The sequence below is a fragment of the Spirulina subsalsa FACHB-351 genome, assembly GCF_026130165.1.
Classification (GTDB): domain Bacteria; phylum Cyanobacteriota; class Cyanobacteriia; order Cyanobacteriales; family Spirulinaceae; genus Spirulina_A; species Spirulina_A subsalsa_A.
The window spans coordinates 1-18,239 of the sequence record NZ_JAIHOM010000102.1; the positions used below are offsets into that span (position 1 = coordinate 1).

At 47.6% G+C, this 18,239-nt stretch carries 15 protein-coding genes, 2 tRNA genes and 3 pseudogenes; 11 read left to right on the top strand and 9 right to left on the bottom strand.

The window, feature by feature from the left end; genetic code table 11:
- The 3 genes and pseudogenes from K4A83_RS23480 to K4A83_RS17205 form a co-directional block, all read left to right on the top strand.
- Positions 1-152, top strand: a pseudogene (locus K4A83_RS23480) (RNA-guided endonuclease TnpB family protein); the annotation flags it as partial.
- Between the two features lie 84 nt (positions 153-236).
- Positions 237-1,001 carry a type I methionyl aminopeptidase gene (gene map / locus K4A83_RS17200; RefSeq protein WP_265265882.1) on the top strand — a complete coding sequence of 255 codons (765 nt, stop codon included), beginning with the start codon at positions 237-239 and terminating at the stop codon, positions 999-1,001.
- A 227-nt stretch (positions 1,002-1,228) separates the two neighbouring features.
- Positions 1,229-2,299 carry a Gfo/Idh/MocA family protein gene (locus tag K4A83_RS17205; RefSeq protein WP_265265883.1) on the top strand — a complete coding sequence of 357 codons (1,071 nt, stop codon included), beginning with the start codon at positions 1,229-1,231 and terminating at the stop codon, positions 2,297-2,299.
- On the opposite strand, the gene K4A83_RS17210 is transcribed toward K4A83_RS17205, so the two are convergent.
- Entirely contained in the window at positions 2,286-3,230 is a 945-nt protein-coding gene (locus tag K4A83_RS17210; RefSeq protein WP_265265884.1) for an SGNH/GDSL hydrolase family protein, read from the bottom strand. The genes K4A83_RS17205 and K4A83_RS17210 overlap by 14 nt on opposite strands.
- 477 nt (positions 3,231-3,707) lie before the next feature.
- On the opposite strand from K4A83_RS17210, the gene K4A83_RS17215 reads away from it, so the two are divergent.
- The 3 genes from K4A83_RS17215 (at position 3,708) to K4A83_RS17225 (ending at position 5,135) form a co-directional block, all read left to right on the top strand.
- Entirely contained in the window at positions 3,708-4,718 is a 1,011-nt protein-coding gene (locus K4A83_RS17215; RefSeq protein WP_265265885.1) for a hemolysin family protein, read from the top strand.
- A 222-nt stretch (positions 4,719-4,940) separates the two neighbouring features.
- A tRNA-Tyr gene (locus K4A83_RS17220) sits at positions 4,941-5,022 on the top strand.
- Positions 5,023-5,063: 41 nt separating this feature from the next.
- Positions 5,064-5,135 (top strand) — tRNA-Thr (locus K4A83_RS17225).
- 135 nt (positions 5,136-5,270) lie between these two features.
- Here the strand turns inward: K4A83_RS17225 and ligA are convergent.
- The 3 genes and pseudogenes from ligA to K4A83_RS24035 all read right to left on the bottom strand — a co-directional run.
- Positions 5,271-7,310 carry an NAD-dependent DNA ligase LigA gene (ligA, locus tag K4A83_RS17230; protein WP_407810072.1) on the bottom strand — a complete coding sequence of 680 codons (2,040 nt, stop codon included), beginning with the start codon at positions 7,308-7,310 and terminating at the stop codon, positions 5,271-5,273.
- A gap of 263 nt (positions 7,311-7,573) precedes the next feature.
- Positions 7,574-8,353 (bottom strand): DUF1350 family protein, encoded by a 780-nt coding sequence (locus tag K4A83_RS17235; protein WP_265265887.1) that lies wholly within the window; start codon positions 8,351-8,353, stop codon positions 7,574-7,576.
- Between the two features lie 272 nt (positions 8,354-8,625).
- Positions 8,626-8,700, bottom strand: a pseudogene (locus K4A83_RS24035) (transposase); the annotation flags it as partial.
- 66 nt (positions 8,701-8,766) lie between these two features.
- On the opposite strand from K4A83_RS24035, the pseudogene K4A83_RS17245 reads away from it, so the two are divergent.
- A pseudogene (locus tag K4A83_RS17245) lies at positions 8,767-8,994 on the top strand (zinc ribbon domain-containing protein); the annotation flags it as partial.
- 174 nt (positions 8,995-9,168) lie between these two features.
- On the opposite strand, the gene purB reads toward K4A83_RS17245, so the two are convergent.
- Positions 9,169-10,464, bottom strand: a complete 1,296-nt coding sequence (gene purB, locus K4A83_RS17250) for an adenylosuccinate lyase (RefSeq protein ID WP_265265889.1) — start codon at positions 10,462-10,464, stop codon at positions 9,169-9,171.
- A gap of 334 nt (positions 10,465-10,798) precedes the next feature.
- Between purB and K4A83_RS17255 the strand changes: the two genes are divergently transcribed.
- Complete coding sequence (locus K4A83_RS17255) at positions 10,799-11,641, top strand: Uma2 family endonuclease (RefSeq protein ID WP_321161034.1); 843 nt, start codon at positions 10,799-10,801, stop codon at positions 11,639-11,641.
- Positions 11,642-11,677: 36 nt separating this feature from the next.
- Here K4A83_RS17255 and folD read toward each other — a convergent pair whose 3' ends face one another.
- Entirely contained in the window at positions 11,678-12,547 is an 870-nt protein-coding gene (folD, locus tag K4A83_RS17260) for a bifunctional methylenetetrahydrofolate dehydrogenase/methenyltetrahydrofolate cyclohydrolase FolD (protein ID WP_265265891.1), read from the bottom strand.
- A 47-nt stretch (positions 12,548-12,594) separates the two neighbouring features.
- On the opposite strand from folD, the gene K4A83_RS17265 reads away from it, so the two are divergent.
- The 3 genes from K4A83_RS17265 to ctpB all read left to right on the top strand — a co-directional run bounded on the left by K4A83_RS17265 (position 12,595) and on the right by ctpB (position 15,069).
- Positions 12,595-12,933, top strand: a complete 339-nt coding sequence (locus K4A83_RS17265) for a hypothetical protein (RefSeq protein WP_265265892.1) — start codon at positions 12,595-12,597, stop codon at positions 12,931-12,933.
- Entirely contained in the window at positions 12,930-13,400 is a 471-nt protein-coding gene (locus K4A83_RS17270; protein WP_265265893.1) for an NUDIX hydrolase, read from the top strand. The genes K4A83_RS17265 and K4A83_RS17270 overlap by 4 nt, the downstream gene beginning before the upstream one ends.
- 307 nt (positions 13,401-13,707) lie before the next feature.
- Complete coding sequence (gene ctpB / locus K4A83_RS17275) at positions 13,708-15,069, top strand: carboxyl-terminal processing protease CtpB (protein ID WP_265265894.1); 1,362 nt, start codon at positions 13,708-13,710, stop codon at positions 15,067-15,069.
- Positions 15,070-15,588: 519 nt separating this feature from the next.
- Here ctpB and K4A83_RS17280 read toward each other — a convergent pair.
- The 3 genes from K4A83_RS17280 to nrdR form a co-directional block, all read right to left on the bottom strand.
- Positions 15,589-15,774, bottom strand: a complete 186-nt coding sequence (locus K4A83_RS17280; RefSeq protein ID WP_265265895.1) for a hypothetical protein — start codon at positions 15,772-15,774, stop codon at positions 15,589-15,591.
- Positions 15,775-16,000: 226 nt separating this feature from the next.
- Entirely contained in the window at positions 16,001-17,041 is a 1,041-nt protein-coding gene (locus K4A83_RS17285) for a 30S ribosomal protein S1 (protein ID WP_265265896.1), read from the bottom strand.
- 505 nt (positions 17,042-17,546) lie between these two features.
- On the bottom strand, positions 17,547-18,074 hold the full coding sequence (gene nrdR / locus K4A83_RS17290; protein ID WP_265265897.1) for a transcriptional regulator NrdR: 528 nt from the start codon (positions 18,072-18,074) through the stop codon (positions 17,547-17,549).
- Between the last annotated feature and the right edge of the window lie 165 nt (positions 18,075-18,239).

An 18,239-nucleotide genomic window follows, 5' to 3' on the forward strand; every position in this document is an offset into this window, starting at 1 on the left:
CGAGTTGTGGAGTTAACCATGACCGGGATATTAATGCCAGTGCGAACATTTTGGCCGCTGGACTAGCGGTGTCAGTCTGTGGAGCGACCGTAAGACCCGAACAGAGTAAATCTGTGAAGGCTGGTGCTATGAAGCAGAAACCTAAATCGTGAGGTTTAGGAATCCCCGTCCTTTAGGACGGTCGGAGGATGTCAATGACCGAAGAAGTTGTCAACTGAATCCAAGTACCAAAACTCATGGGAAGCGAACAAATTACCCTACTATCTAGCCGAGAACTTGAAAAAATGCGCATTGCGGGACGTTTGGCCGCCCAACTACTCGAACATTTAGGTCAAATGGTGAAACCCGGTATTAGCACAGAAGCCCTAAACGAAGAAGCAGAACGCTGGACTCAAGCCCACGGAGCCATCAGCGCCCCCCTCGGTTATCATGGCTTTCCTAAATCCATTTGTACCAGTGTAAATGACGTAATCTGTCACGGTATCCCCAGCCCCAAACACATCTTACAAGACGGCGACATCATCAATATCGACGTTACCCCCATTGTCGATGGCTACTATGGGGACACCTCAAAAACCTTTTTTGTCGGCACCCCCTCCCCACTAGCGCGGAAATTAGTCGAAGTCACCGAGGAATGTCTGTATCGAGGAATTGCCGCCGTCAAACCGGGGGGAAAAATTGGCGATATTGGGGCGGCTATTCAAGAATATGCCGAAGCCCATAATTTTTCTGTGGTGCGGGATTTTGTCGGTCATGGTATTAATCGCGTCTTCCACACCGCCCCCCAAGTCCCCCACTACGGCACCAAAGGCAAAGGGAAACGTTTGCGGCCGGGGATGGTCTTCACCATTGAACCGATGATTAATGAAGGCACTTACGAGGCCGAAGTGCAGGCCGACGGCTGGACCGCACTGACCAAAGATCGGAAACTATCCGCCCAATTTGAACACACCATCGCCGTTACTCACGATGGCGTAGAAATCCTTACCCGCTTGGATTAACAGGACAGCCAAAAAAGTGACACACTCCCCGCTCAACTTTACGATTCTTTACCCATAATGAAACAATAGTTCAAATCTCGCTGTCACTATCACAAATCTCGAAAAATAGAAAAGAACTTAGACTTTCTTCACAGTAGGAGTGGCTATGGTACTATCGGGATGGTTCAGCAGGACTAAATCATGACTAAGCCCTAGTGGTAGAGGAGTCGATAGGAGTGCAAAAAAGGATGTCAGAAGGACACCAAGAGGTTAAAATACAGCGCCCCGCTTTACAACCCATCCGCATTGGTGTGATTGGTGTTGGCAATATGGGACAACATCACACCCGCGTTCTTAGCTTAATGAAGGACGTTGAGTTGGTGGGAGTGTCTGATATTAATGTGGAACGGGGACTCGATACTGCCAGTAAACACCGCGTTCGCTTTTTTGAGGACTATCATGACCTCTTACCCTATGTGGATGCTGTCTGTATTGCTGTACCAACACGCCTCCATCATCAGGTGGGGATGAATTGCTTGGAAGCGGGCGTTCATGTCCTGATAGAAAAACCCATTGCGGCGAGTATTGCCGAAGCGGAATCCTTGGTCAATGCGGCGGCTGAGGCCAATTGTATTTTACAGGTGGGTCATATTGAGCGGTTTAATCCAGCTTTCCAAGAACTGAGTAAGGTTCTGAAAACGGAGGAGTTGTTAGCCATTGAAGCCCATCGCATGAGTCCTTATTCGGACCGAGCCAATGATGTTTCTGTGGTGCTGGATTTGATGATTCATGATATTGACCTGTTGTTGGAGTTAGCGGATTCTCCGGTGATTCGGGCAACGGCAAGCGGGAATCGCACGGCAGATTCTGGCTATTTGGACTATGTGACGGCAACGTTGAATTTTGCCAATGGGATGGTGGCGACTTTAACGGCGAGTAAGGTGACACACCGTAAAATCCGCCGTATTGCCGCCCATTGTAAAAATTCTCTGACTGAGGCTGACTTTCTCAATCATGAGATTTTGATCCATCGGCAAACAACGGCCAATTGTATGACGGATTATGGTCAAGTGTTGTATCGTCAGGACGGATTAATTGAAAAGGTTTATACGAGTAATATTGAACCGCTTCATGCAGAGTTAGAGCATTTTGTTCACTGTGTACGGGGGGGAGATCAGCCCTCGGTGGGTGGAGAACAGGCGCTGAAGGCCTTGCGTTTAGCGAGTTCCATTGAGCAAATGGCGTTAGATGGTCAGGCCTGGGAAAGGGGGGAAATCCGCCGTCCTCAAGCTCCTCTGTCTATGGCTAGGGTGCTTTAAGGGCGGCGAGAAGGGGTGGGATCAGGGTTTGACTCACCTCTTGATTCCCTCGGGGACTGAGATGAATGTGATCTCGGTACAAGGCTTCGGGTTGGGAGTGTTGGGCAAAGAGAGGGAGAAAGTCAATATAGGTCAAAGGATGGGCTTCAGTGAAGGACTGGAGCCTATTTCGGGCTATGATTTCGTAGTCTTTGGGGCCGGTGGGGTCGAGTTCCCGTAATAGGGGGGTGAGGGCAATGATCAGGTGGGCGTTTTGGGCCTGGGCGATCGCATAAATTCCTTCCAAAGCCGCCAAATTAAAGCCCACTCGATCCCCCGGCTCTTTTTGATGGGCTTCCCATTGGGGTACTGGTCGCGCTGGGGTTAAATAACGGCTGTAAACCTCGGTGAGGGCGGATAGGGGTTTACGGTCGGGATAATTGCGATCGCGCCCCACTAACACCGGACTCGGAGCCACCCCAAACAGGTCATCAGTATTAATTAAGACCACCACCACCCGCGCCCCAAACAAGCCAAACCGTTGAACATAGGCCAACTCATTGCGCGGCCCCCAAGAATTCGCCGAGGCATTCAACACCTGCACGGGAATTCCCCCTAGTTTCTCTCCTAACTCCCCTTCCAGACAGCGCGAAATAATCTGTTCCTGATCCGTCCACCATCCCCCATTGGCCACCGAATCTCCCAACAACAAGACCCGTTTTCCCCCCATCGGGCAATCCTTCTCAATCCCTTGCCCCCGCATGGAAAACTGATTAATCTCTACTCGATTTCCCATCCGTTTAACTCGTTGATTGGGGGCTAACAAATAGCCAATTTCCTCATCCGGGATATAAACCAACGGGTCGCCAAAGCCAAACAGCACCCGTAACGTCACCTCCAGCCCCCCAAGGAGAATACCACCGACCAGCACAACAATGAGCCAAATATCCATAATATGCCATCCAAACTTTTTGCTAAAGTATCAAATGAATGGTCATCTTGTCTGCTTGTACAATTAAACAAGGTTTAACACCAAGAGGATAGCTCCACTATGTCTGACCTGAATCGTGGAATCATGAAATTCAAGAACGCCGATAAGCCCATAGTGGTTGTTACTTCGGCTGTTCTCGTTTTAGGTAGTATTGTGTTTCTCATTGTCTGGGCATTACAAAGTGCTTACACTCTGTAATAGGGGTTGGGTGTTGCGTTATGAGGGGGCAAAAGGACGAGTGGACATCAGGTAAACTGAACTCCCTTCGGCCGCTGCTCTCTTGTTAGCCCAGCACCTACCCTGACTTGTTCTTTATTTTCTATTTCCTTTATTTCTCTGTCAGCCATTTTGCTACCCGTCTCATCGTTCATCCTGGCCACGACTGAAGCACGTCCCCTTTTGGGATCAGTCTGGCTGGATCTGGTCGTTATACTCTTAATGTTGACCCTCTCGGCCTGCTTTTCTGGTTCAGAAACGGCTATCACGGCCCTAGATGACCTCAAACTGCGAGGACTGATTAAACAACAAGGAGATCCGACAGGTCTATTTCGTTTGGTCTTACAAAGGCGATCGCGCTTTATCACCACCTTGTTAGTCGGGAACAACCTGGTGAACATTTTCTCCACCGTCCTCACCAGTAACCTCTTCGCCCTCTGGTTAGGCAATGCCGGATTAGGTCTGGCCACCGCCCTCTTAACCATTCTCATCCTCATTTTCGGCGAAATTACCCCCAAATCCATCGCTATCCTTTACGCCATGCCCGTTTTCATGGTGGTTGTCCGTCCTATCTATTGGCTCTCCCGTCTCCTCTCCAGCTTCGGGATGATTTACATTCTCGAAACCATCACCCAAAAAATGATCCACATCTTCCAAGGGAGAGCCGGGAAAAACCCCCAATCTGGAGAATCCCTCACTGACTTACAACTGATGATTGAAGTGTTAGGGGGTAAGGGAAAATTAGACTACTACAAGCACGACTTACTTAATAAGGCCCTCATGTTGGATCAACTCGATGCCAAAGATGTCGTCAAACCCCGCATCGAAATGCGTACCATTTCCCGAGAAGCCAGCTTACAAGATTTAGTCAACCTCTGTTTAGAAACCGGATATTCTCGGATTCCTGTCCAAGGGGAGTCTAAAGATCAAATTGTGGGGATTATTCACCTCAAGCGCGCCCTACAACGCCTCCATAACGCCCCTCTAGACAGTCCTCCCCCCCTCGTCACCGAAGTGATGGATCCCCCGGTTTATGTGCCGGAAACTAAGCAGGTGGCCAATCTTCTGCGGGATATGTTGCAGCAACGTCTCCATCTCGCCATTGTGGTGGATGAGTATGGCGGCACGGTGGGCATTGTCACCCTAGAAGATATTTTAGAGGAATTAGTTGGGGAAATTTACGACGAAAGCGACTATCCTCGGGCTTTTCGCCATCAACGCTCCCCGGTTTGACCATCCCTGCTCTGGCCTAGATGGGGCTTTCAAGTTCCCCCATTACCTTGTCAGCCCAAAAAATCCCTTTTCATTAAAATTTTATTGTTTTTTACAAAAAGCTGTGCTAGGATTAATAATCGTGGAATTGAAAAGCAACCCGAACCGATAGCGGGTTGTGGGGGCAAGAACCCAGTTCAAGACCACAGCTTAGGGCTGAAAAGCTTATAGGTCAAAATAAATGGGTCGATGCCCGAGTGGTTAATGGGGGTGGACTGTAAATCCACTGGCTACGCCTACGCTGGTTCGAATCCAGCTCGGCCCATCTCAATGATCTAATGAGCTTTAATTGTCTTTGAATCCATTGCCTGTGTAGCTCAGTGGTAGAGCACACCCTTGGTAAGGGTGAGGTCACGAGTTCAATCCTCGTCACAGGCTTTCAATCCCCATAAGGGTTTCAGCTATTCCCGTCCATGCCTGAGAGCGTGAACGGGATTATTATGGACGGGAATCGGACGGGAAGCAAGCGATTAGCCACCCTTGGTAAGGGTGAGGTCACGAGTTCAATCCTCGTCACAGGCTTTTTTTAACTATATCTCGTAAAGCCTCTTCATCGAGTTGAGGAATGTTCAATTCTTGGGCTTTAGTTAACTTGGATCCCGCATCACTTCCGACTAAAACATAGTCCGTTTTTTTACTCACGGAACTACTTACTTTTCCCCCCGCTTGTTTAATTAAAGTTTCTGCCTCTTTGCGTGTGAGGGTGGGTAACGTTCCGGTAATGACTACTGTTTTCCCGGCGAAAGGTTGGGGCGCTTCTGGGGAAGGGGTAACAGTTGGGGCGCTATTAGCTAAGTTTAACCCGATAGCTTGTAAATCTTGAATGAGTTGCCAATTAGCCTCATTTCTGAACCACTGCCAAACCGATTGGGCAATTTCTAAACCAATACTGTAGACGGCCGCTAAGTCTTCTACGGTGGCTTGACGAAGTTGTTCAATCGTGGGGAAACTTTGGCTGAGGGTTTCTGCGTTGACTTTCCCCACATAACGAATGCCTAACCCATAGAGAACGCGAGAATAGGGTTGTTGTTTGGATTGGGCGATCGCATTCACCAACTTTTCCGCCGATTTTGCCCCCATCCGTTCCAGTTGGGCGATCGCATTTTGTTCCAAGCGGTACAAGTCCACCAAAGACCGCACTAGGTCATTTTCGACCAACTGTTCCACAATTTTCTCCCCTAAACCATTAATATCCAAAGCATCCCGCGAGGCCCAATGGATTAAACTCCCCCGCAAAATGGCCGGACAGGAACTATTCACACAGCGCGTCACTGCTTCCCCAGTGGGACGAATTAACAGAGAACCACATTCTGGGCAGTGGGTGGGCATTTGGTAGGGTTTCGTTTCCCCAGGCCGTAAATCCGTTAACACCCGCACCACTTCCGGGATAATTTCCCCCGCTTTCCGGATGATTACTGTATCCCCTACCCGCAAATCTAATTCCTTAATCCGATCCTCATTGTGTAGGGTAGCTCGTTGGACAGTTGTTCCAGCCACTTGGACGGGCTGCATCACGGCCATGGGAGTGACAGCCCCTGTGCGTCCCACATTCACGACAATATCTAGAACCTGTGTACTGACTTCCTCGGCGGGATATTTAAGTGCGATCGCCCAACGGGGGAACTTTTGGGTAAATCCCAGTTGTTGCTGTAACGCCAGATCATTTAACTTCACCACCACCCCATCCGTCATATAGGGTAAGCTTTTCCGTCCCGTTTCCCACTGGTCAAAATAGCCCAACACCTCCCCTAAATCCCCACAGCGTTGACGATTGGGATTCACCCGAAACCCCATCCGATGCAGGAGTTCTAAGCATTGCCACTGGGTCGGAGGTTGCTGTTCGGGGTGGGAGGGGATATGAAGGGTATAGGCGAAAAAATCCAGCCGACGCTGGGCGACAATGCGGGAGTCTAGTTGTCTTAACGTCCCCGCGGCCGCATTGCGAGGATTGGCAAATAGGTATTCTCCCGTCGTTTCCCGTTGTTGATTGATGCGTTGAAACTCTTCGAGGGGGAGAAACACCTCCCCTCGGACTTCTATCCGTGCCGGAGGTGGGTCTAAATTGAGACGGAGGGGGATGCTGCGAATGGTGCGGATATTAGGGGTAATGTCTTCTCCGGTTATACCATCTCCCCGGGTGACACCGCGTAGAAATTGGCCGTTTTCGTAGGTCAGGGCGATCGCAGATCCATCAATTTTGAGTTCACAAACATAATCAAAATCCGGCATTTCGTTCACCTGACGCTGCCAGCGTTCCTCCCACTTGCGCAACTCCTGTTCATTAAAGGCATTTTCCAAACTATACAGAGGAATATTATGGGAAACAGAGACAAATTGCGTCGCAGGTTTATCCCCCACCCGTTGGGTCGGACTATCGGGAGTAATCAGTTCAGGAAATTGGGTTTCTAACTCTTGTAATTCCCGATATAACTGGTCATAAATAGCATCGGGCATAATGGGATCATCCAACACATAATAGGCATAACCCGCCTTTTGCAGTTGAATCCGCAGTTGAATAATTCGCTGTTCTTGTTCAGGAGTCGGCATGATCAATCATCAATTATCAATAGTGTTTTCTTGATCCTATAGCGTTTCCATTTGATTTTTTTCATCCACAAGAAAAAGCAAAAGGAACACCGGATCTGGAAACATTATACAAGGGTAACAAGGAGATTGAAGTATTAGGAGAAACTGCTCTGAGAGTTGATCAATGATTTGGGAACGCTCTATTTTCCATGACAATAGGATTTATCTCCTAAAATTAACCTAGAGCAACCCTCAATAGATTGTAGTCCGGGTAATTTTAGGATCAATAATTAACTAAAATTAACTGGATTTAACCAACGCAAAACTTCATCTTTCAAACGGTTTAAATCCCTATAAATTTCTTGCTTAAACCACTGCCCCACCGCATCCAAAGGCGTAAAAAATGAGCCAGCATTCCATTTAACATCCGGCCCCATAGGAATCGGCGTTAAATGGTTGCCCGGCAAAATTTGCATAGACACCATCTGATTGAATTTCGGTTCTAGAATAGGCAAAAGATCATAACTTTGATCTAAATCATCTTGACGGAATTTGATAATTAAATTTCGTCGAACTTGATAATCAGTGTCAATTAAATCCAAAGTATCTTGAGGAGAAGGGGTAAACTCAAGATTAAACGTCGGTGTAAGTTGGAGTTGTTGGGCAAAAGGAATAGCGCGTTCAACAGGATAATTATTATAAGAAATCAAAATATTGCCCACTCTATCCACACTGTATAAACTACCAATGAGCAGATGAAGTTTACACCCCATGCTGTGACCTATCCCATAAATTGGCAGGTAACGCTGACCGAGGGCATTTTTCGCTTGCAGACGGGAGAGGATGGTTTCAAAGCGGTTGAGAACATCCCGGGCAATGGCATTATGATCTAGGGTATTGAGGAAGGGTGTAGCAATCACCGCATACCCCGCTTGAGATAGTGCTTCTAATAGCCAACGATAGGTAATATGGGGCGCGGTGCCAATAAAGGCCCCTCCTAAAAAATGAACGATACCCCTTGGATTGGGGGGAGTTAAAACCCATCCACCAGAAATTTCTTGCCAGTCCATTGTTTTGTGGGAAAAAGAATGCTATCCGTAGGTTGGGTGCAGCGACCAAGAAACCCAACAACTTACCACTTTAGCAAAAATTATATAGCTAGTCCGCATGAGACGTGAACTCTGGGCTATTGTCCTATTTGGATTCTAGGTGAGTCTATTTTACCTTAAATGTTGGCTTGAAGGCTCTCGGTTTCACCGATGAGATGAAAAGCCAACCAATATAGAAACAGCGAAGCACAATTAATACTCTGGAGAGTCTTGGCTCTCCACAGATTTTTTAATAAGAACTCTAAATGTTCTTTCTGGAATACTTTTCTCCGATATTTAGTCACCAACACAATATGAACAGTAAGATTAGAGGATTAGGCTGCTCAAAAGGGCTGACGGATTCTATTGCCAATTTGTCCTAGACCTTGAATGAGCCACAATATACCAGTCAAGAATGTTCTAATTGTGGTTCCATTGTCAAGAAAACATTGTCTATTAGAACTCATATTTGTTCTTGTGGCTGTGTTCTAGACAGAGATGAAAACGCCGCTATCAACATACTTCGTAGAGCCAATACTGTCGGGCGGACAGGAATTTAAGCCCTCGGACAGACTACCCACTGTCTATTAGGTGAGAGCTTAGTAGATAAGGTAACTGGTTGAACAGGGAATCCCTCGCTTTTAGCGATGGGAGCGTCAAACGACTCACCTAGGTTGGCTATAGCTCTCTTCTGTCAGATCAGGTTCAAGGGAGTTGTGAACTACCCCACCCTGCCGTTGGCGAGGATGGGGCTTCCTGATTAAACTTAAACTTTGGGGGGTAATCCTTTCAACAGATTAAATACCCAAACGTTGATAAATCTGGTCTAGATTTTTTAGGTGTTCTTGGGGATCAAAACACTTGTTAATTTCATCAGAGGATAGGTAAGTGTTGATAGTGGGTGCTTGACGCACTAATTCCCGGAAATCTCCATCGGGTTGATTCCAAGCGGTATGAGCGCAGGATTGGACGGCACGATAAGCCTCCTCGCGACTCATGCCTTTTTCTACTAAAGCAAGTAGGACTCGTTGACTGAAAATTACGCCACCGTAGATGTTCATATTGCGCTCCATGTTATTGGGATACACTTGTAGGTTCTTCACCAAATCGGTTATTTCGTGCAACATGAAATGAATCAGGGTGCAACTATCGGGCATGATCATCCGTTCAACGGAACTATGGGAAATGTCCCGTTCATGCCAGAGTGCAACGTTTTCCAAAGCAGCCACGGCATTCCCGCGTATAATCCGTGCCAGTCCGGTTAACCGTTCTGAACGGATGGGATTGCGCTTGTGAGGCATGGCGGATGAGCCTTTTTGTCCTTTGGCGAAGAATTCTTCTACTTCTAATACGTCGGTCCGTTGTTGGTTGCGGATTTCAACGGCAAACCGTTCTATGGAAGCAGCAACGAGGGCGAGGTGTTGAATAAAGTTGGCGTGGCGATCGCGAGAAATAACTTGAGTGGAGGCGGTGTCGGGTTCAAGTCCTAGTTTTTGGCAGGCGATCGCTTCTACCCGAGGATCTACATTCGCATAGGTCCCCACCGCCCCGGATACTTTGCCAACGGCGATATCTTGGCGCAAGTGAACGAGGCGATCGCGATTCCGTAACATTTCCGCTAACCAACCTGCTAATTTAAAACCATAGGTGATCGGTTCGGCATGAATCCCATGAGAACGCCCCACCATCACGGTATAGCGGTGTTGTTGGGCTTGGTAACGGATGGCTTGAATACAATCTTCTAAAGCTTCTAAAATGAGGTTCAGACTGGCTACCATCTGCAAGGCTAGTCCCGTATCTAAGACATCAGAACTGGTTAAGCCTAAATGAATATAACGTCCTGCATCGCCCACATACTCATTAACATTGGTTAAAAAGGCAATGACATCATGACGGACTTCTGCTTCAATTTCGAGGATGCGTTGAGGGTCGAAATTGGCTTTTTCTTTAATTTCTGCGATCGCTTCTGAGGGAACTTGACCCAACTCTGCTTGGGCTTCACAGACAGCTATCTCCACCTGTAGCCATGTTTTATATTTGTAGGCATCTGTCCATAATTCACCCATTTCGGGCAGAGTATAGCGTTCGATCACAGTGGGTCTTCTTGGAATACAACGCTCATATTCTACTACTCAAGGGCATCCTCTCCCCATTTTGCAGTAAGACTTAATAATTTCGTTCACGGTGAACAGCCAGATTTTGAGAATTGATAATTAGGGCTTGCTGAATAACTCTGCTCCTGGAGCTAGAGAACAGGGAAATCACTTGATCTCAGTGAGAGAACGAGCGGAACGTTTCTGACGCTTACTCATGGAAAACGGGATTAACCCCGATGAAATTTAAGTTTTAACACGATAGGATGAGTAGGAATGTTCTGATGGCTGTGCTATGGTTAATCTCACCCCAAGGCAGAAAACCCTGCCTACTATGTACGATCTACCCAGTGAAGAAGTAGGAGAACCGGGTTTGCCCGACCAATTTCACCCCCTACAAGCCAAATTACTGCGTTTAACATTTCAACCGGGCAACTATGACCCAGAACAGGTTTTTTCGGCAATGGATCTCAATGTTTATTACGATGAGAACCACACCAGACGATATAAACGCCCGGATTGGTTTGGGGTGGTGGGAGTACCTCGCTTATATGAGAATCGAGACTTGCGCCTGAGTTATGTGGTGTGGCAAGAAGGAGTTAGTCCTTCTCTAGTGGTGGAATTATTATCCCCAAGTACCCAAGGTCAGGATTTAGGACAAGTGGAAGCGGAGGCGGATGGAACACCGACAAAATGGGAGGTGTATGAGCAGATTCTGCGCGTCCCCTACTATGTAGTGTATGACCGGATGATGGAGGGTTTTCGAGGGTTTGAGTTAGAAAGGGGAGCAACAGCAGAATCCCCTCGCTATGTAGAGGTAGAAGTGAGGGAGAATCGTTGGTGGTTGGAGGGATTGGAATTAGGAGTGGGTTTGTGGCAAGGGACTTATGAGAATGTGAATCGTTTATGGTTACGTTTCTATGGGAGTTCGGGGGATTGGATTCCTACACCGACGGAAGAGGAACGGCAAGCTAGAGAGTCCGCCGAACAACGGGAAGAATGGGAACGACAAGCTAGAGAATCTGCCGAACAACGGCAAGAAGAGGAACGACAAACTAGAGAGTCCGCCGAACAACGGCAAGAAGAGGAACGACGGGCCCGAGAAGCGGCAGAAGAACGAGCGGAACGTTTCCGACGCTTACTCATGGAAAACGGGATTAATCCCGATGAAATTTAAGGTTTAAAACGATTAGAGTTATTCGGCAAGCCTTAATTAAACGCCCAACTTACGGCAATAACTCAAAAAGGTATTCTGTAACAACATCGTCACAGTCATCGGTCCAACGCCCCCCGGCACGGGAGTAATCGCCCCGGCCACGTTCACGACATTGGCAAAGTCTACATCACCCACTAAACGCCCCTTTCCGGTTTCTTCATTGACCACCCGATTAATTCCCACATCAATCACCACAGCGCCGGGTTTCACCATATCGACCGTGATTAAATTGGGTTTCCCCACCGCCGCCACTAGAATATCAGCCTCGCGGGTAACAGCGCCTAAATCTGGGGTGCGGGAGTGGGCCATAGTGACAGTCCCGTGTTCCGCTAACAGCATTAAGGCCAAGGGTTTCCCCACCAAAATACTCCGACCCACCACAACGGCTTTTTTGCCCGCTACACTTAAATCATAGGCCTTAAGGATTTCCATAACTCCAGCCGGGGTGCAACTGCGTATTCCCTGTTCCCCTCGGAGGAGTCGTCCTAAATTCAGGGGGTGGAGACCATCTGCGTCCTTGTCGGGGTGGATTTGGTGCAACAGGGCTACATCATCAAGATGTTTCGGGAGGGGAAGCTGAACTAAGATGCCGTCTACCTGTTCATCTTCGTTGAGTTGGGCGATCGCCTCACTGAGGGTTTCCTGAGTTGTATCGGCGGGGAAATGCTTACCAAAGGAGGCCATGCCGATTTTCTCACAAGCCCGCTCTTTATTCCGAACATAAGCAGCACTGGCAGGATTATCCCCCACCATTAACACCGCTAAACCCGGAGGTCTACCCTGTTTGGCTACCCAGTCCGGAATTTTAGTTTTGAGATCATCCTGGATTTTTTGGGCTAGGGTTTTGCCATCTAAAAGTTGAGCCATCGGACTTAAATCATGAGATTGTAGACTTTGGATTGTACGGGAACTTTATGTCAATACGTCAACTTTTACTATTCCCTTTAGTATTGGGCAGTGCGATCGCCTGTAACCCCCTCTCACGAGATTTAACTCCCCTCGGAGAAGTCCCCAATCAAGCCCCCAACACTACTGTCACCGTACAGGGAACTGTGGAACAACAAGCGCCCTTTTTAACCGGGGGAGCCTATCAAATTCAAGATCCAAGCGGTAATATTTGGGTCTTTACTGAACAATCCTTACCCGAACTAGGCCGTTCCCTCGCTGTCACCGGGCAAGTCACCTATAAACCCCTAGAACTCGAAGGTTTAGACTTAGGGGAAGTCTATCTTCAGGAACTTGAACGCCCATGAATTCGTCTTTAACCCCCGTTGCTGTTGCGTTGCTCTATCAACCGGGGTGTTTCTTGATGCAGCTACGCGATGACCTCCCCACGATTCTTTACCCCGGACATTGGGCTTTTTTTGGTGGGCATCTTGAACCGGGGGAAACACCAGTGGAAGGATTAAAACGGGAGTTATGGGAAGAAATTCGTTATACTTTAAGCCATGACCCCTACAAATTCGGTTGTTATTCTGATCAACGGGTCATACGTCATGTTTTTGCCATCCCCCTTACAGTTCCCCTAACGGATTTGCAATTGTGTGAAGGTCAAGACTGGGGGTTATTGAGTGTAGCCGATATTGAGCGAGGAACCTGTTTTTCCGCGAAAGCTAATTCAGTAAGACCCATTAGCACTCTTCACCGTCAAATTTTGTTAGATTTTATAGTAGATCTGAGGACTGGTCAAAACACTCCCCAAATCCCTAAAAAGTTCTAAAGTGTGTTGCATTATGCTCCCCTGACCAGAACTTTGGGAGACAATACACCAAATCGCCTAGCCATTGGCCAATAAGAATGTCAATTTTATGCAGGTGCAGATTCAGTCATCTTGACCCAGTTAGTTGACCCTCGTCTACAGAACAATAACGCTGTTCTTTTCTTTGCGACCAAGTTAAGAATCTGACGTTTTACCAATCTGGAGTGTCAACAACCCTACACTTTAAACTATATCGTTTAAAATTTATGTGGGGTTTTGCTTAGTATATTGCTTCACTGCCATTAATCATTGTTCAGCACACCCTTCCATGAACTATCAAGCTAAATTGAAATCCCAATTCACCCGTTTATCCCCCCGTCTCCTCACTCATGGCGCACTCGCCACTTTAGTCGCCACTTCTGTGGTGACGGTTGGTTTAACTTCAACTGTTAAGGCCGCTTTAGAAGATAGTCCGAAAATCGTGGTTGACGAAGTGTGGCAGATTGTCAACAACGAGTTTGTAGGTCGTAACTTTGACCAAGCGTCTTGGCAACGCAAACGGCAAGAATTGTTGAGTCGGGATTATAGTTCCCAAGCGGAAGCATATAAAGCCATTCGTCAGGCTTTACGGGATTTGGGCGATCCTTATACTCGCTTTTTAGACCCGAAAGAGTTTGAAGAGTTAACCAGTCAAACCACCGGGGAGTTGTCTGGAATTGGTGTGCGTTTAACCTTGGACGAAGCGACGAATGTTTTAACCGTAGTGGATCCCGTGGACAATTCTCCAGCTAAAGCGGCAGGAATTCAAGCAGGCGATCGCATTTTACAGATTGATGGTCAACCTACAGCCTTAATGACTGTCGAACAAGCCAGTGAGTTAATTCGCGGGGAACAAGGCACGGATATCACCCTCCAACTCAATCGACCCGGACGAGGCCTGTTTGAAGTAACGTTAACTCGCGCTCAAGTAGAAGTCCCCGTTTTGCACTCCTCCCTCAAACAGGAAGGGGAGGTCAAAGTGGGCTACTTAAAACTCGATGAATTTAGCTCCCACGCGGCCGAACAAATGAGAAAGGCGATCGATCGTTTAGAAGGAGAAGGAGTTAATGCCTTTGTCTTAGACCTGCGCGGCAATCCCGGCGGGTTATTATTTTCCAGTGTGGATATTGCCCGGATGTGGATGGAAACCGGAACCATTGTCCGCACCGTAGACCGCAAAGGAGGCGATCGCTCCTACTCGGCCAATCGCACAGCCTTGACGAATCTCCCCTTAGTGGTCTTAGTGGATGGTTATTCCGCCAGTGCCAGTGAGATTTTAGCCGGAGCCCTGAAAGACAACGGACGAGCAGTAATTGTCGGCAGTCGCACCTTCGGGAAAGGCACTGTACAATCCGTTCACAGTCTCTCCGATCGTTCCGGTTTAGCCGTCACCATCTCCCGCTACTATCCCCCCAGTGGCGTGAATATTAGTCAAAACGGCATTACCCCCGATGTTCCTTTAGACCTCACCGGGGATCAAGTGCGTCTGTTGCGCTCCAATCCTAGTCTCTGGGGAACCAGTCGCGATCCCCAATACCGTCAAGCCATTTCCGTGTTACAAAGCAACGTCGGCCGTCAACCTGTCTTGCCCCCCTCTCTTCTTCCTGCCCCTCTGAGTAGTCGTCAGGACGGAAAACCTGCCATCGACTAAATCAGCCAGCCTATGGGGAGAAAATCTATCAATTGTAATTGATTGTAAATTATCCCCATACAGGAAATCTTGCGTTATAATGAGGACATAGGCACGGGGATCATAGAAAACCAGTTTTCTTAGAGTCTAAATCAAAGTGATAACTTTAAGGGACGAGTTCCAGAAATAACTTGAAACGAAAACTTGAAGTTATGACTTTTTCCTGAAACCTGAGAAAGGTTTAGAAAACAAGTTTAGAAATCCCTGGCACCTAAATCGAGACTACTAAATCGAGACCAGAGGTGTCACTACAAGACAAGTTGCTGACTCCCTAGAGATGCCAGAGTAGATTTCTAGGTGCAGAGCGGAATGGCGATCGCATGAATCGAGCCGTGCGATCGCTTTTTTTGTCTAATTTTGTCTAATCTTTTTTTGTCTAATCTTTGACACGCCCCGACCTCAAGGTGCGGGGATGTAAGCTGAATCGGAGCATGAAAGCCCCGTCTGTTTAAGAGCGGGGATTTTCAAGGTCACAACCCCTTAACAATCTAGAACTTCCTCATCATAGGGTGGCACCGCCAGACCCATCCTATTCACCCCCGGACTATCCTCCGGTAAGCGTTCCAATAGTGCTAGTAAGCGATAGGCATAAGAATCATCTTGCTTTGCCCTCGCGGCCAAATACAGTTTTAACTCAGCTAATACCTCGTCGGGAATATTCATCATTCATTCAACAATAATGGTCGAGAGGGGCATAATCCCCCTATTCTCTTCCCTGTTGTACCACGAAGCTCTACAAAAAAAACAAGAGGGAAAATCCCTCTTGTTTCTCGCCCAGTGAAACTGAAACCCAATTCAGCGAACTAACTCCTCACCCAATCCAATAGTGTGGTGAGGACTGCTCCGTTGCTCACTAAGCCAAAATGCTATTTAAGCCATGTGAGAGTTGAACTTACCCTTCACTCACACCCACAGCCACTTCCTCCTCTTCAACAGCCGAAACCTCCTCAGTCTCAAGCTCTTCTACAGACTCGGAAGCTTCATCCGCAAACTCCAGTTCTGAGGGATCAATCCCTTGCTGTTGTTGCAGGAGTTTCTGGCGATACTTCTGAGCCATCTCCTCCGCTTTCTCAAAGACTAACTCTTTGTTGCGCAACATATCCCCCGCTTCCGGCTCCAATTGCTTGGTAGAGAGGGAAATCCGACCCCGTTCAGCGTCTAAGTCAATGATCATGACCTTCAGTTCATCATTCACCGCAAAGACACTATGAGGCGTGTCGATATGGTCGTGGGAAATTTCCGAGATGTGCAGCAGACCACTCACCCCGCCAATATCGATAAAGGCACCGTAGGGCTTGATCCCACGAACCATCCCCGTGACCACTTCGCCCACTTGCAGCCCGTTCATCTTCCGTTCCACTAAAGCACGACGATGACTCAACACTAAACGGTTGCGGTCTTCATCCACTTCCAAGAACTTCAGGGGTAAATCTTGACCCACTAAATCCTCTTTGGCTTGACGAGTGCTAATATGAGAACCCGGAATAAAGCCCCGCAGCCCTTCAATGCGAACTAATGCCCCCCCTCGGTTTGTGGCGAATACATTAGAGCGGACCGTTGCATCTTCAGCTTGCAGTTGGCGCACCCGTTCCCAAGCGCGTAAATACTCAATGCGACGGATGGAAAGGGTTAACTGTCCATCCTCGTTCTCATCAGTCAAAATGAAAAACTCCCGCGTTTCATCCGGCTGTAAGACCTCACTGGGATCATCCACGCGGTTGATCGACATTTCTTGTATGGGAATATAGGCGGCCGTTTTCGCGCCAATATCGATCAGAGCGCCTCTGGGCTCCATACTAAATACAGTCCCGGCTACAATGTCCCCCGGACTAAAGTGATAGTCGTATTTATCCAGTAAGGCGGCAAAATCGTCGTGGGTAAAACCAATGTCTTTTTTCTGATTATAACTAGCGGTTGTTTGTTGACTGACCATGTGTGTATTGTTTCCTATGTTCTATCTCCGTATTTGTCTGCTATTTACTGTGACTCAAGGGTAGGATAAGGTCTATCCTATAATCAGTGTTCGATCACGCCCAGACTAACCCGGTGAGAGTTGGCCTAGAAAGTCCCGTTGTCTGAGAAATTACGCTTTTCCAAGAAACGAATTAGATTAGAACAAGCTGAATCAATCTCCCACTCCCTTGACTGCCAATCAGCGCGCCGAAAGAGGACATAGGCTGTCCTCTCGCCCAGTTCAACCAGGGGGGAAGGCAAAAGCATCAATCCTGCAAAAAGAGCAATAATAATGATTATTTGCCTTATTCCTTAATTTGGGGCTGACAATTACATACTATTTCGAGTTTAGCATTTTAATGAATGCACAGAATTATTATAATAACCGATTTTGGTTATTTCCGATAGGGATTTTAATGGAATGACACCGAGAACGGCTCTAGAGCTTGAGCCATATTCCTGGAGAGCGGATAAAATTCCCGCCATCAGGAAGAAGCCATGACTTGGGAAGCCTCATGAGAGGGGGGATAGTCCCAGTTTTCATCCGGGGGGGATTGTTCTAGTTGAGTTTGTAGATGGTTGAGGGTTTCGATAAAGTCTTTAATCCCTTGAAATTGCCGATAGACGGAGGCAAAACGGACATAGGCGACTTCATTTTCATCTTTGAGATAGTGCAGGGCGAGTTCCCCAATTTCGCTACTGGTGGTTTCCCGACTAATCCGTTGTTGGAGTTGGGTTTCAATTTCATCAACTAGGGTTTCTAAACGGCTACTAGGAATCCCGGTTTTTTCGCAAGCTCGCACAATGCCGCGTAAAAGTTTGGAACGGTCAAAAAGTTCTCGACTCCCATCCCGTTTCATGACGGTAATCGGCGCAAATTCAATTCGTTCGTAGGTGGTAAACCGATGTTTACAGTTGAGGCATTCCCGGCGTCGCCGCACACTTTGCTCACTTTCGGCAGAACGGGACTCTAACACCCGACTTTCAGTATGTTGACAGAAGGGACATTGCATAAATTTAGTCTATAAATTTCATCGATACCTTAAATTTAAATCATTCCCCAAGGAGTTTTATTCAAACCTAGCAAAACAGACCACAAGGTTCTACTCTTTAGTTTATCCCAAAGTGCAGAACCCTGTGGCCAGTTAGTAAATTCATTGAGGGGGGTGGGAGAGGGG

Excerpts from the sequence above, each read along its gene's own strand:
- K4A83_RS17215 (WP_265265885.1), top strand. The coding sequence starts at position 3,708 with ATGTTGACCCTCTCGGCCTGCTTTTCTGGTTCAGAAACGGCTATCACG.
- ctpB (WP_265265894.1), top strand. The coding sequence starts at position 13,708 with ATGAACTATCAAGCTAAATTGAAATCCCAATTCACCCGTTTATCCCCC.
- K4A83_RS17235 (WP_265265887.1), bottom strand. The coding sequence starts at position 8,353 with ATGGACTGGCAAGAAATTTCTGGTGGATGGGTTTTAACTCCCCCCAAT.
- K4A83_RS17205 (WP_265265883.1), top strand. The coding sequence starts at position 1,229 with ATGTCAGAAGGACACCAAGAGGTTAAAATACAGCGCCCCGCTTTACAA.
- K4A83_RS17210 (WP_265265884.1), bottom strand. The coding sequence starts at position 3,230 with ATGGATATTTGGCTCATTGTTGTGCTGGTCGGTGGTATTCTCCTTGGG.
- K4A83_RS17255 (WP_321161034.1), top strand. The coding sequence starts at position 10,799 with ATGTACGATCTACCCAGTGAAGAAGTAGGAGAACCGGGTTTGCCCGAC.
- map (WP_265265882.1), top strand. The coding sequence starts at position 237 with ATGGGAAGCGAACAAATTACCCTACTATCTAGCCGAGAACTTGAAAAA.
- K4A83_RS17270 (WP_265265893.1), top strand. The coding sequence starts at position 12,930 with ATGAATTCGTCTTTAACCCCCGTTGCTGTTGCGTTGCTCTATCAACCG.
- folD (WP_265265891.1), bottom strand. The coding sequence starts at position 12,547 with ATGGCTCAACTTTTAGATGGCAAAACCCTAGCCCAAAAAATCCAGGAT.
- K4A83_RS17280 (WP_265265895.1), bottom strand. The coding sequence starts at position 15,774 with ATGATGAATATTCCCGACGAGGTATTAGCTGAGTTAAAACTGTATTTG.
- nrdR (WP_265265897.1), bottom strand. The coding sequence starts at position 18,074 with ATGCAATGTCCCTTCTGTCAACATACTGAAAGTCGGGTGTTAGAGTCC.
- K4A83_RS17285 (WP_265265896.1), bottom strand. The coding sequence starts at position 17,041 with ATGGTCAGTCAACAAACAACCGCTAGTTATAATCAGAAAAAAGACATT.
- K4A83_RS17265 (WP_265265892.1), top strand. The coding sequence starts at position 12,595 with ATGTCAATACGTCAACTTTTACTATTCCCTTTAGTATTGGGCAGTGCG.